Raw genomic sequence first — 14,804 nt, 5'->3', positions numbered from 1 at the left:
CATCCCTCATTTCCCAATACGTGGAGCCGTCCCCGAAAAATCAAGTCCATTCCCAACTTCGCGATCCACTCGTTCAAACTCCTGCGCGACCGAACGAATATGCGCCACGTCCCGTCCAAAACTCTTACCCAATTGCATCATCAACTGCTTAGCTTTATCCGAGCTCTGTTTCGCGTCATGGCTCACCTTCACACTCGTCCGATTCGCCAATTGTACCTGCTTCGAACCTGATTGCCGCATCGCATCTGTTGCATGTCCCATCGAAGTCGCCACCTGATTCGCCCGTCCAAGATTACTTTTTATCTCGCTCATGTAACCCCTCCCATATCTGTATTCTTCTATTATATGCAATATTTACCCAAGTGTACAGCCTCTCTTAATCCGAAACACAAAAAACGAGGCGTACCAGTCACTCTCGATACAGCCTCACTTAACCCCGAAAAAATGAATCTAAATCCCCACTTCCACAAAGCCATTCCCGTCAAAAAAATAGCATCATTTATGATACGGTTCCCCGCGATTAATCCGGAACGCTCGATACACCTGTTCCACTAAAACTAATCGCATTAATTGGTGTGGAAGTGTCAATTTCCCAAACGACAATTTCTCATCACTCCGTTTCAAAACTGCTTCCCCCAGCCCCAATGACCCACCAATAACAAATGCAACCTTACTTTTCCCATAGGTTGCTAAACGATCCAAGCCGTCTGCAAATTCTTCGCTGCTCTTTTGCTTGCCTTCAATCGCAAGGGCAATCACATGGACATCGTTGTCTATCTTTGCTAAAATTCTTTCTCCCTCTTTATTTTTTACCTGCACCATTTCTGCATCACTCAATATTTCCGGTGCTTTCTCATCCGCTACTTCTATCATCGTTACTTTAGCATATGGACCCAAGCGTTTTGTATATTCCGCAATACCTTGGATTAAATACTTTTCTTTTAATTTACCAACCGTCAAAATTTGTATATTCACAACTTATTCACCCTTTACTAACATTTTATCCACAGAAATTATCCACATATCCACAACGTCTTTCTACATCATGTGCCTGAACATCCGTTCCCCACTATATATATCGCTCTATTTTCACAGTATCCACAGTTTATCCACAGATTTTTAGAGTTATCCACCAAATCCAATTCTGGAAACGTCTCTGCTCCATAAACCCAGTCATCTAGCGCTTCGTTGATATGCTCTTCGCAACTATAAATTGGTTTTTTCATTACTAATCCTTCTTTCTTATAACACAGATTGTGGATAACCACACCAAGCGTATGTATTATCCTCTAACTTACTTATTATGATAGGTGCAACACGGGCAGTCGTCAACAAGTATTCACCTCTAATTATAATTTTTCTAAGCTATTTTATAGAATTTTAGCTTAATATTTATTTTTTTGATTCTTTTCTCTCGTTATTTAGTATTTATCAATCATATTTTTTATATTATAGCTTATCCCCAATTTTACAGGTTATTATACACATGTTATCCCCACTTTTATACTACATATCCACAAGCAACTCTATATTTCGTATACGAATATATGTTCCATACGATATATTGATATTAGATACTATAGTTATGCACAGGTTATACACATATTTTAACTTGTTTATATTGCTAAAAATATAGTCCATACTTATTCTCCTGCAATGAACTACAAAATATTCAACTATTAATATCTCTTAATTTGTCCACAGTTATATTATTTTTTTGTGGATAACTTTTAGAAATTATGTATTGGATGAACTAAGCAATAGTATGGTACTATTTGTGTTTCACATTAAAAACCCCCAAAATTAGATTTTGACTCCAATTTCAGGGGATGCATTATTATCTAGCTTTTTTTACCAATGCTGTTTATTTTATATCTTTGCGCTTACAATTAACGATGTTGTTTTCTTTTATAGAGGGAATACCCGATTATAAAAAGAAGACTTCCAAATAAAATAGTCAGTATTGAAGACTCATCTCCTGTTTTCGGCATTTTGCTTATTAAAGCCTTGTTTACTTTTTTTACCTCGCTTTCACTCGCTTTTCCTTTGATCTCCAATTGTATAGATTTGGCTTCTTGTTTAAACGGCCGTTCATATTGAGCCAATTTTTCCGGTTGATCGAGGCTTTCCAGATTTAGCTTTTCAATAAAGCGAACGGTTTGATCTAAGTCATTGATATCTTCGTGTGCCACTACTTCTTTGCCATTGCGGAATAATTTCTCGAAGACAACCACTTCACGTCCACCTAATTCACGTGCATCTAAGTCAAAGGCTACTTCCACAACACCATTTGATTCTTCTGGTGTGAAGGTTGTTTCGCCTAGCACTTCTTTACCGTTTGATACGACTGGCTTCCCTGTTGCTTTGTCCATTAGTTTTCCAGTTACCGTGTATTCTTTTCCAACGATTAAATCTTCATAATATACCTTATCAATAATACTTACTTTTTCTTCTGGCATGATTTCTTTCTCACCATTTTGATCTGTTGCGATTGTTTTTAGGTCTGGTTTCGTGAATGTCACAGTTTGGTTTTCGTCATTGATGTCTGTATGCACGGCTACTTCTTTGTTGTCGGTGTACAGGCGCTCAAATGCTACGATCGCTTGGCCTGCTAAACCTTTGGCGTTAAATGTGAACGTTACTTCTACTTCACCATTCGCTGTTTCCGGTGTGAAAGTTGTTTCTGCTTCTACTTGCTCACCGTCAATCACAAGTGGTGCTTCGGTCGCTTTGTCCATTAAGATACCTTGGACCGTGTACTCATGACCTGGCGTAAGATTTTCATAACGAACCGTATCAACAAGGCTGATTTCTTCTTCTGGGCTTGGGCTTTGCGTGCCTGTTTCTACGTCACGTAATGTTGTTCCGATTTCTGGTGTTTTAATCGTAACCGTTTGGCCTTCGTCGTTAATATCTTCGTGGTTCACTACTTCTTTACCATTACGCATTAATTTCTCGAATACAACAATGTCTTTACCGTATAAATCACTTGCGTCAAATGTGAAGGCTACTTCTACAGAACCATCTGTATCTTCTGGTGTGAAGGTGGTTTCACCGCGTACTTCTTCCCCTTTTACAAGCACTGGCGCGTTGGTTGCTTTATCCATTAACATGCCTTGGACCGTGTATTCTTTACCTGCGATTAAATCTTTGTACGCTACTACGTCAATGATGGTTACTTCGCTGTCTGCATTCAGTTCTTTTTCACCGTTTTGGTCGGTTGCTGTTGTTCCGATTTCTGGTGTGTTGAACGTAACCGTTTGGTTTGCATCATTGATATCCGTGTGTGCCGCTACTTCTCTACCATTTTGGTACATGGTCTCGAAAGCTACGATGTCTTGTCCGGCTAAACCTTTGGCGTTAAATGTGAACGTTACTTCTACTTCGCCATTTGCTGTTTCTGCTGTGAAAGTCGTTTCTGCTTCTACTTGCTCGCCGTCAATCACGAGTGGTGCTTCTGTTGCTTTGTCCATCAAGATTCCTTTGACCGTATACTCACGACCTGGAATGACGTTTTCATATTTTACAACGTCTACTAATGTGACTTCCTCTTCTGGACTTGGTGTTTGTGTTGCTGTTTCTTCGTCGCGCAATGTGGTACCAATCGCTGGATCTACCACTTTAATCGTTTGTTTCACATCATTGATATCTTGGTGAACTGCCATGATCGCGCCATTTAACTTCAATGTTTCAAACACAACGATGTCTTTGCCTTTTAGTTGCGATGCGTCTAATGTGAATTCGATTTCTTCGCTACCGTTTGTATTCGCTGGGCTAAACGATTTGGTTGCTGTAATTGTTTGACCGTTTACTAATAATGGTTGATTCGTTGCTTTATCCATCAAAATGCCTTCGATGTCATACGTTTGCGTCGTGTCTAGGTTTTGGTATTGCACTTCATCGACAATCGTGATGGGTCCAGCGTGTACATTGCTTTCGCCCGTTTCTTTATCACGTGCGACTGTCCCAATACTTGGCTCGATGAAGGATACCGTTTGTGTCATGCTATCTTTATCCGTATGTGTTGCCATCACTTGTCCTGACTCATCTTTCAACACTTCAAAGACAACATACGAGTTACCTTTTAAAGCTGTAGCATCTAAACTGTTGAGTGGTACCGTCACTTCTCCAGATGCCGTTGTCGGAATAAATTCGTGTGAACCTTGCGTTAGAACGATGTTTCCAGTTAACTTGTCTACTAATGTTGCTTCTAATGTGTAACGCTCGCCTGGATTTAGGTTCGTGTACACAACGCGGTCGCTAAGTTCCACATTTTGGTGCGGGTGAATGTCATGTTGTAAGCCTGTGCTCGTTTCAAAAGCAAATGTTTGTAAACTTGGTGCAAAGAAAGATACGGTTTGATCGGCATCATTTACGTCTTCATGGGTTGCCACGACTTCATTCGTTGCGGTATCAATCAGGCGTTCAAATACGACGACTTGTTGCCCTTTCAACGCACGAGCGTCAAATCCGTCTAATGCTACAACTTCTTCGCCATTCTCTGTTGTTGCTGTAAATGTTTTCGACCCTTGCGTCAATACTGTTTGACCATCTTTCGTCATGAGTTTTGCATCTAAACGATAGTTCTTGCCTGGTGTTAATTGCTCATATGTCACACGGTCGCTAATTAGGGTCGCCATGCCTGGGTATAATTCTTTGTTGTTCGTTCCTGTTTCAAAAGCAAGTGTTTCGATTTGCGGTTGGTAGTCACGCTTATTCGTAACGTTATCTAATTCTAAAACCGTTGTATCACTTACGATTTCAAAATTGATTGGCTTACCGTCTAGGATATAACCGCCATTCGGTGCTTTTGTTTCTACAAAGTGATAGTTGCCATATGGTAAATCGTTCACTGTTACTTTACCAGTGATCGCAGCACTTGTATACACGCCTACTTGGTTACCTGGTACACTTGATGTACCCTCATATAGGGTGAACTCCGCTCCTGCCAATGGGTTTTGTGTATCGGCGTCTACTTTGGTAAGGGTAACACCACCGCGCGGATCAGCGAATGTCACTGTTTGGTCGGCATCATTTAAATCTTCATGCGTTGCGACGATAAGACCTGTTTCTACATCTATCAGTTGCTCAAATACCACGACTTGTTGGCCACGTAATGCCGTTGCGTCAAATGCCGCTAAATCTACGACTTCTTGACCTGTGGCACTTGTTGCGATAAATTGTTTTTGCCCAGTCGTTACTTGTAAGGCCCCATTTTTAGTTACTAGCGTCGCATCTAAGCGGTAGGTTTTCCCTGGAATGACGTGGTTATAAGAAACGCGGTCACTAATCTTCGCTGCTTCGCCTGGGAAAAGGAGCTTACTTTCTGTCCCCGTCTCAAAAGCGAGGGTTTGGATATTTGAGTCAATAATGGCTTTATTGGCAACACCCAACTCGAATGGCACCGTTACTTGCCCATCACCGATAGTGAATGTTCTTGGTGTCGCGTCTAGCTCATAGCCAACTGGTGCTTTTGTTTCCACAAAATAGTAGTTTCCGAACTCTAAGTTATTCACTAAGACTGCTCCTGATGCTGGTGTTACGTGGCTGCTTACTAGCGTGCCTGAACCTGGCGATCCACGGAATAAATCAAACTCTGCGCCTGCTAATCCTTTACTTTCATCTGCTTCATCGTATTTGATGAGTTCCACTGAGCCTAACGGAGTTGGAATGGCTTTGTTCGCAACACTTAGCTCGAATGGTACCGTTACTTGCCCTTCGCCAATGGTAAATATTCTTGGTGTCGCGTCTAGCTCGTAACCTGCTGGTGCTTCTGTCTCGACAAAATAGTAATCACCAAATTCTAAATTGTCTACTTGCACAATGCCACTTGCTGGCGTTGTATAAGATCCTATTGGTGTATTTCCAGGTACTGGTGTTCCTTTATATAGATCGAACTTTGCTCCTGCTAATTCTTTACTTTTATCAACGTCATCATGTTTCGTTAATTTTACTGCACCTACTGGCACTGCTTCGGCTTCATTGACAATTGGAATCGTTAAAACCGTTATGCCACTTGAGTCTAAAGTAAATCGATATGGCGTATCTAAAAGTTTATATCCTTCCGGTGCAATCGTTTCACGAAGTTCATATGTTCCAAAACGTAGCTTATCATGACTTATAGTTCCATCTTTATCTGATGTCAGCCCCGCGACAATCATCGTTTCCCCACCATCCGCTGATATGCGGTATAGGTCAAAGCTTGCACCTTCTAAAGGTTTTCCTTCCGTATTTTGTTTTAAAACTGTAAAGCCTGCTTGCTCGCCCTCAGCCCCGCCGGTTCCTCCTTCAATTCGTAAAGTGCCCTCTATTTGTCTTTCAAATTCTTTTCCTTTGATTGTTGCTTGATTATAAAATCTTTCTTGGTCGGGGTTGGTCACTTTCGTTCTGTAAACGATTTCTCTTCCATAACCATCATCTACATTCCCCAAATCCACCTCAAACGTCCTTGCGACAGGGTCTTGTTTGGTTATAGGTATATCTGGAAGATTGCTTTCTATATGAAACCCACCTCTTACTCCATATGCTTGTCTAACTTTAACAGAATTTGAAATAAGTGTGTGGCCTTCACCATAGCTATCCTCAATTATAACGTTACCTATCGATTCGTAATATCCCGGATCTGATGGATTAGATTTGAGTTTAGGTGGAATGACAAAAATATACCATTCGATTTCTCCATTTCCTTGGTACGAGCGCATCTTATAACTGGTGTCCGTCATTATCTCGACAGGTCCCGGTTCTCCTGGTGGGCCCACCTCTTCATTCTCTTTAATCACTGTTATTGTTACTGGTTCTTTACCTGATGACAATCCTACTTCTATTTTTTGGTTAGGTTGTACGCTTGAATCGAACTGTATAAAAAATTCTATATATCCCTTTACATTAGAATGTGTCTCCGGATAATCTGTAAATGTTATATTATAATTTTTACCTCCTGGAGAAGTTGCTTGTCCTGTGGCCACAAGCGCACCTGAGGCAGCTCTAAACTCCATCATATCATTTTGAGCAGTTTGAAGCCCTTCTGGTAATGCTATATTCATCGTATTTCCTGTTTTCACATCTACATTATTTGGTATAGTCCACTCATATCGAATTTTAAAGGTTGTATTTATAGGGGCTTCTGAGATAGTATTCCCGTTTCTATCAGTGATATTAATACCCGTAATAAACTGCGTTCCCCAAGACACCGATGCAGACACCATCATCTGTATTGGCAACAGGCTAATTATCAGTATGCAAATTAATAGCATAGAAATTATTTTCTTTATCGTTTTCATTATATCTTCCCCCTCTTTCTTAAATTCAAATCGCGATAGCGCTATCAACGTAAATTTAACTTTAAAGCTAAAAATTGTCAATGTTATTATTTTTCTGATTAGATTATCAATTCCGATTTTAGAAAAATATATTATTTGATATAAAAATATATACATTACGTATTTCTCCTATCGAAAGTACTGTATGCAAATAAGCATTTTAACGCTTATTTAGTATACAAAAAAGAATATCGATTAGGGTACTATTGGATACTATTCCCTTTTTATTTTCCATAATTTAAATGTTATCATTTTAACCTTTAGTAAAAAATAACTATTTTTAACATTATCTCATTAAGATTGCATATGGATCTCTAATAAAAGGTACTTTCTATCAAATTTACGAGTATCACAATAGGCCAAAAAATACGTTAGCCTATTGTGAGCAACATAAGGCTAACGTATTTTTTCTATCAAACTTAAAATGTATCTACATATGACTCGCTAATAATAAGTTTTTGCATGGCTTTCATCACTTTTTGCATCTTATAATTTTCAAGTTTGCTTTTTGAATTAAAATAGAAAGTTCCCCACTTCAAATAAATATATAACACCATCTTCATCTGTAACTAGCATCTTGCCAGCAAACGCGTACGAATGGCGCACATTTATTCCTTCACCATACTCATCTGTTATCGCAAATCGATTCACCGTTTTTTGTATGAGATTATGACATACCACATTCTTTTCATCTACTCCCCATATGATACTATCCACTACCATCGCTGAATGGGGACTATATCCACAGTTTATAATCTCCTGTATACCACCGTATTTATCCAGAGCAATGCACTGATCCCTCATTTCCCATGAATATTGAAACAACCAAACTAGTTCGTTATCAACATCATAAGCTATCGTTGTGCCATCAAAAATGAGTTCACAAGCTGGTTGATGCAGTGGAAAGCGTAATGCGCCATTTTTTTCAATAACCGCTAAGCCTTTGCTACTAATCCCATCTTCCGTTGTCCCCTCTTCATCGAAAAGCAACCAAAATTCACCATCAATTGATGCGATTCCCGCTATACCAACACCCCAAAATTCATATTCCGCAATGCTGTTTTTAATTTTAATGATATTCTTCTCTTCATTCCCTATAAAAAAGGAACGCGTCCACAGAAGTATCGTCCCGTCGTCAGATTGGATACATTGCCAAACTTCTGGGATAAAGTTTAAATTCTTAATTAGCTCCTTCGTGCCACTTTCAATAACACAATAATCCTCTTCTAAATACATGTTTGCAATCACGATATCATTGCGACTTGTCATGAGAAAGCCATTCTTACCTAGCTCACCTATCTTTCGAAAATTTATCGTCCTCGTTTTATACATATCAGAAATTAGAATATGCATCCCAGCCTCAAAGCCAGCATCCATATATTGAAATTGAATGGGGAATTGTCCGTTAATCAACGCTGGATTTGCTTGGTGTTGCTTGAATATACTGGGAATATCTAAATCCTTAAGCGACCTATCATCACCAAATAGCAACTTACTGAAATCACTGCTAATCGTCTCAAAAATATGATTTGGTATATTCGCTCGGAACTCAATAACGCCATAAAAAGTTGTGAAACCTGATTGGTCCACGTATTCCTTCGATAAAATACTGGCCTCCAGCGGTAGTTCATCTGCATAGCCTTTCCATAGCTTCCTATAATAATCAATGCGGGTTGGAAACTTGATTTCGCTTGTCACCAACGCATAATAATGAAGATTTGCTGGTAAAATACTGGCCAATTCACCGATGCAATAATTCGGATATTCTGTATTCCCTACTTCTAGGTGTGTTCCGTATATCCCTATTCGCTTATAATTCCCATTTGTCTCATTAATCTCTGTCCAGTTTTTCTTCATTAAAATTCTCTCCCCAATGTGTAAATAATTCAATAATAGCCTCTTTAAATTATACCTTCTCATTTTATCACTTGAATTGTGAATGCGACAAAAAACCGAGCAACGAAGGCAAACAGCTTGCCCTCATCACTCGGTTTCGTTATCCTATATTATTTTTCTTCGGCTTCATCTGAACCATGTAACGCTTCTGGTTCTGCTACTTCACCGCTTGTCGTTTCTGGTTCATCAGAGGTACGTGGTGCTGAAACGGTCGCCACGACTTCTTCGCCATCGGTAATCACTTCGTAGTCAGGATTGTTTGGAATGTCTGCTACTGTGATTGTGTCGCCGATATCAAGATCTGTAATGTCAACGTCGACTACTTCTGGTAATTTGTCTGGTGTTGCGGAAACTGTGATTTCATAAAGAACTTGTTGTAAAACACCACTAAGCTTAACGCCTTTGGACTCGCCAACAAGGTTTATTGTCACTGTTGCTTCTACTTCCTCAGACATGTTTACCGCCAACAAATCGATGTGCTCGATATCCCCTTTTAATGGGTCTATTTGGTATTCATGTAATAGTACGTTTAATTTTGCTCCGTCAATCGCTACAGAGAATACGGCGTTTCTTCCGTTATCTCGAACCGCTTTAATAAAAGTTAAAGAGTCTACGGAAACTGGCACGTTGTCTGCCTTGTAACCATAAATAACACCTGGAATTCTACCTGCATTACGGATAGACGTTATGTTCGAATGCGGTTTTGTTTCTCTTTTCTGGACCTCTAATGTTGTTGCCATAAAAAATCACTCCACTCATTCAATTTTGTATCGTACACCTCCATCATATACCCTTTCGGAAAAAAAATGAAACAATAAGGGTTTACAACGCTACTTTTACGGCTAAAGATAGAGGGAATCCTATTTAGCAAAAACTGTATCATAACGCTTACATCATTTTAGTATAACACTTTTTTAATTTTAGGTAGTTCAGGGTTTCACAAATGAATATTACGTGTTATACTGTACTAGTAGATCGTATTTTTGAAGGAGGAATTTGAAAATGAAAGATCATCAAAAAATCATTTTAGTTGGGGACGGAGCAGTTGGTTCTAGTTATGCGTTTGCTTGTGTAAACTTGAATATCGGGCAAGAATTTGGAATCATTGATATAGATAAAGATAGAACAATTGGGGACGCGATGGATTTAAGTCACGCAGTACCTTTTTCAGCACCTAAGAAAATTTACTCGGCGAATTATAGTGATTGCCACGATGCAGATATCGTTGTTGTTACAGCTGGTACGGCGCAAAAACCTGGTGAAACTAGACTTGATCTTGTGAGCCGTAATATACGTATTATGAAATCGATTGTGGACGAAGTGATGGCGAGCGGTTTTGATGGTATTTTCTTAGTGGCCTCAAACCCCGTGGATATTCTTACTTATGCGACTTGGAAATTCTCTGGGTTGCCAAAAGAGCGCGTGATTGGTTCTGGTACGAGTCTCGATACGGCGCGTTTCCGGATGTCGATTGCCGATTATTTGAAAGTCGATGCGCGTAATGTGCATGGCTACATTCTTGGTGAGCATGGTGATACAGAATTCCCAGCTTGGAGTCACACAACGGTTGGTGGATTGCCAATTATGGAATGGATTGAAGAAGATGAGCAAGGCGCTATGGATACGATTTTCGTGAGTGTTCGTGATGCTGCTTATGAAATCATCAATAAAAAAGGCGCTACATTCTACGGTATTGCAGCAGCACTTGCCCGGATTACAAAAGCGATTTTGAATAACGAGAACGCAATTTTGCCATTGTCTGTGTACATGGATGGACATTATGGCTTGAATGATGTGTATATTGGTGCACCAGCTGTTGTAAATCGTAAAGGGGTTCGTCATGTTGTTGAGATGAAGCTAAACGCGCAAGAGAAAGATCAAATGGCAAATTCCGCAGATACTTTGAAAAAAGTGTTGGATGATGCGATGAAGGATTATTAATATCTTATGTAAAAATATTGATGCCTCTTTATTCAGGCACTATAGTGTTTACTAAACTTCATACGTCAAAAAGATGGCTCACATCACGCGAGCCATCTTTTTGCTATTTATTTTGGTAAGACAGTAATAGCTTTGCTGTCTAATAATTTTCCTGTTTTATCGTACGCTGCAATGCTTACTGTGTCTGTTACGGACTTTATTTTATCTAAGACGTAGAATTTGAATGTGCCATCACTGTTTATTGTTCCGCCGCTATAAACTGTTGTGCCTACTGTTACTTTTACTGATTTTACGTCTCCTGTATAACTACCTGTGATATTGCTTGTACCTAACGTATAATCTGTAGTAGTGACTGTTCCTGTCGTTGGAATTGTCGTTTTGATCTTAACTGTTTTCGTGTCGAGCAGCTTGCCTGCACTATCGTAAGCTTTCACAACTACTTTATCTGTTGCTTTCGTCACCAAACCATAAGAATAGAACTTGAAGGATCCATTGGCTACTGTCCCACCTTTTTTGAACTCGCCATCGTTAACGCTTACCTCGATGCGGGCTACATCCCCTGTGTACGTTCCTGTAATGTTGTTATCGCCTGGGATTGTCATTTCAATCGGCGTGATTGTTCCTTCTGTCACAACAACGAATTTCACTAGTTCGCGCGATAATTCTTTGCCATTTTTGTCATATGCTACTACATAGATTTTATCGGTCTTTTTAATTGCCTTACCTACTGTGTAAAAACTAAATTCGCCATTTTTGACTGTTGCTCCCGTGTATTCATCAAAACCTCTTACTAGAGATACTTTGGCAACGTCTCCTGTGTAGCTACCTGTTATAAATTTGTCTGTACCGATAGTATAATCGTTTGGTCTGATTGTTCCTTTGGTAGCGTTTTTATCGTCTAGTAAGCTTTGGGCTTCATCTACATCGGCTTGTAATGCTTCTTTGACTGTGGAATCCGTTACTTTGTCTACCAGTGCTTGCGCTGCATCTATTGCTGCTTGGTCTGTTGCTGGTTTGATTGCGTTGCTTGTTGGCGTGTTGTTATTGAATAGGTCGTTCACCGCTGTTCTCGCTTCGTCTTGCTTCGCTTTTTCTGCTACTGCTGCATTTTTAGCATCTAGTAAGCCTTGGGCTTTATCTACATCACTTTGCAAACCGGCTTTGACTGTCGCGTCCGTTACTTTGTTCACTAACGCTTGGGCTGCATCAATCGCTGCTTGGTCTGTTACTGGTTTGATCGCGTTACTTGTTGGCGTGTTGTTGTTGAATAGGTCGTTCACCGCTGTTCTTGCTGCGTCTTGTTTCGCTTTTTCTGCTGCTATTGCCGCATTTTTAGCATCTAGTAAGCCTTGGGCTTTATTTACATCGTTTTGCAAGCCGGCTTTGACTGTCGCGTCCGTTACTTTGTTCACTAGCACTTGCGCTGCATCAATCGCTGCTTGATTTGTTGTCGATTTAATCGCATTGCTTGTTGGCATGTTGTTGTTGAATAGCTCGTTCACTGCTGTTCTCGCTGCGTCTTGTTTCGCTTTTTCTGCTGCTATTGCTGCCGTTTTAGCATCTAGTAAGTCTTGGGCTTTATCTACATCACCTTGCAAGCCGGCTTTGACTGTTGCATCCGTCACTTTGTTCACTAACGCTTGTGCTGCATCTATTGCTGCTTGATCTGTTGTCGATTTAATTGCATTGCTTGTTGGCGTATTATTGTTGAATAATCCGTTTATCGCTGTTCTTGCTGCGTCTTGCTTCGCTTTTTCTGCTGCTATTGCCGCATTTTTAGCATCTAATAAGCCTTGGGCTTTATTTACATCGCTTTGTAAGCTTGCTTTAACCGTCGCATCCGTCACTTTGTTCACTAACGCTTGTGCTGCATCTATTGCTGCTTGGTCTGTTGTCGATTTAATTGCATTGCTTGTTGGTGTATTATTGTTGAATAATCCGTTTACCGCTGTTCTTGCTGCGTCTTGTTTCGCTTTTTCTGCTGCTATTGCGTTATTTGTAAACTGTGTTTGGGCTTGGTTTGTTAAATTAACTAATCTGTCTTTTTCTGGAGATGCTGGCGCATTTGTAGCCGCTGCTTTGGCTGCATCGATTTCTGCTTGTGTAACGCCTGAGCCAATCGTTGTTAAGTTACCATCTTGAAATAGGTCGTACACTTTTTGACCGAAACTTTGATCGTATTGGTATCCCATATATTGTGCTGTGTAGAATGTATGATAACTGTTAGGATATACTAATCCAGTTGGATACAAACCTTGCGTTGAAAAGAACGAAGATGAGCTTCTTAAATTTTGATTGCTTACATCAACACTAACTAATTGACTTACTCCAGCCGCATATTGGTGATAGAAAGTTCGAGACGTTCCATCTGGAAGTACTATCCTTACACCATAGCCTTTTAGACAATTCTTTAAATCAACTGTAATCGTTTTTCCATCAAATCGAACCATGCTCAAGAAGGGACCAGGTGAAGTTTCTAAAACTTTATTTTGTGTTGGTGGCGCCACATAAATTGCTGCTGTTGCTGATTTTGCTGCTTTTACTACTGGTGTTTCTGCCAATACATTAAACGGTGTTACGATACTTGTTCCTAAGATAGATGCTACTGTTAAAGTACTGACTAATTTTTTCATTTGCTTCTTCTTCATAAAAATAAAAACCTCTTCCTTATTTTAATATTTTTGATAGTACATTACACTTTTTCATTTGCCTCTATATCTTTATTTACAAACAGCATTCACCTCCTTGATAAGTTATCACAATAAATAAACGAAAATTCCGATATTAAAATTATTATTATTATAAAGCCCGTCCAAGCTTTATTTGCAATTTGAATATATCAATATAGAATCCTCCTCTAGCAGGATAAAGACTGTCTTCATTTTGCAGTTTGTGTAGAACATTTGTTATTGTATTCGGATTTAAATTCGTGTACTGCGCAATCATTCCTTTGTTGATTGATTTTGGAAAGCGGATAAGGTCTTGATCATCTGTTTCCTCGCCAAAATTAGTACCTAAGATTAGTAATGCGAGGCTGATTCTCTGTTCTGATGGTAATCTAAGAAGTTCCTCCTTCTCCATCATTTGACTAAATTGATTCTGCATATGGACATAATGATAGAAATATCCTTCTTGTGTGTTAATCACTTTTTCAACGATGCTTACTTTATCATATTTCGTAACTACTAGTTCGTTAGATATCGCTTGAAAGGAGCATTCTGAACGGCTCCCCAATAGTAGATTTGTTACACCAATGATTTCATTTTCCGAGTAAAAACTAATAATCTGCTCTTCGTCTTTTCTTACCGCAACGTTACCTGATTCAATCACATAGACATGGCTTATTACTTCACCTTCTGTTAGGATGCTATCATTTTTATAATATTTCTTTGTAACTCCTCTTAATGGAAAAATCACTTTTTCTTGTAAAAACTGCCGAAACTTATCTTTGCTAAATTTAGCGGAAATGTTCTCTTTGTTGTATAAGAATTCCATCTCTGCAATATTATTTCTCATTCGCTGGCCTCCTAAAAATTTCTTTTTCCTCTTTCCTTACTTATACTTTACCAGCTATTTCAGCAAGAAAAGCCGTATTCTAAATAACTGCATTAAAGAATATATTTTATAGAATCAAGGAGAATATACACA

9 protein-coding genes are annotated in these 14,804 nt (G+C 39.3%); 1 reads left to right on the top strand and 8 read right to left on the bottom strand.

Annotation, left to right across the window (positions count from 1 at the left end):
- Window positions 1–6: 6 nt before the first annotated feature.
- From R8925_RS10785 to R8925_RS10760, 6 genes are all read right to left on the bottom strand, one after another.
- A complete protein-coding gene (locus R8925_RS10785; RefSeq protein ID WP_430535873.1) occupies window positions 7–312 on the bottom strand; it encodes a TIGR04197 family type VII secretion effector in 306 nt (101 codons plus the stop codon).
- A gap of 183 nt (window positions 313–495) precedes the next feature.
- Complete coding sequence (rlmH, locus tag R8925_RS10780; RefSeq protein ID WP_430535872.1) at window positions 496–975, bottom strand: 23S rRNA (pseudouridine(1915)-N(3))-methyltransferase RlmH; 480 nt, start codon at window positions 973–975, stop codon at window positions 496–498.
- A gap of 68 nt (window positions 976–1,043) precedes the next feature.
- A complete protein-coding gene (locus tag R8925_RS10775; RefSeq protein ID WP_430535871.1) occupies window positions 1,044–1,226 on the bottom strand; it encodes a CxxH/CxxC protein in 183 nt (60 codons plus the stop codon).
- A gap of 663 nt (window positions 1,227–1,889) precedes the next feature.
- Window positions 1,890–7,280 carry a VaFE repeat-containing surface-anchored protein gene (locus R8925_RS10770; RefSeq protein WP_430535870.1) on the bottom strand — a complete coding sequence of 1,797 codons (5,391 nt, stop codon included), beginning with the start codon at window positions 7,278–7,280 and terminating at the stop codon, window positions 1,890–1,892.
- Window positions 7,281–7,832: 552 nt separating this feature from the next.
- Window positions 7,833–9,176 carry a hypothetical protein gene (locus tag R8925_RS10765; RefSeq protein ID WP_430535869.1) on the bottom strand — a complete coding sequence of 448 codons (1,344 nt, stop codon included), beginning with the start codon at window positions 9,174–9,176 and terminating at the stop codon, window positions 7,833–7,835.
- A 149-nt stretch (window positions 9,177–9,325) separates the two neighbouring features.
- Window positions 9,326–9,955, bottom strand: coding sequence for a 50S ribosomal protein L25/general stress protein Ctc (locus R8925_RS10760; protein WP_430535868.1), 630 nt, complete (start codon window positions 9,953–9,955; stop codon window positions 9,326–9,328).
- A 262-nt stretch (window positions 9,956–10,217) separates the two neighbouring features.
- On the opposite strand from R8925_RS10760, the gene R8925_RS10755 reads away from it, so the two are divergent.
- Window positions 10,218–11,156, top strand: coding sequence for an L-lactate dehydrogenase (locus tag R8925_RS10755; protein ID WP_430535867.1), 939 nt, complete (start codon window positions 10,218–10,220; stop codon window positions 11,154–11,156).
- 107 nt (window positions 11,157–11,263) lie between these two features.
- Here R8925_RS10755 and R8925_RS10750 read toward each other — a convergent pair whose 3' ends face one another.
- A complete protein-coding gene (locus R8925_RS10750) occupies window positions 11,264–13,804 on the bottom strand; it encodes a toxin Cry1Ac domain D-VI-related protein (RefSeq protein WP_430535866.1) in 2,541 nt (846 codons plus the stop codon).
- Between the two features lie 151 nt (window positions 13,805–13,955).
- Window positions 13,956–14,672 carry a Crp/Fnr family transcriptional regulator gene (locus tag R8925_RS10745; protein ID WP_430535865.1) on the bottom strand — a complete coding sequence of 239 codons (717 nt, stop codon included), beginning with the start codon at window positions 14,670–14,672 and terminating at the stop codon, window positions 13,956–13,958.
- Window positions 14,673–14,804: the final 132 nt, after the last annotated feature.

Origin of the sequence: Listeria rocourtiae subsp. hofi, from assembly GCF_963575615.1 — a bacterium.
Classification (GTDB): domain Bacteria; phylum Bacillota; class Bacilli; order Lactobacillales; family Listeriaceae; genus Listeria_A; species Listeria_A hofi.
Note: the sequence above shows the minus strand (reverse complement) of the source record. Positions and strands in the feature narration are given on the sequence as shown.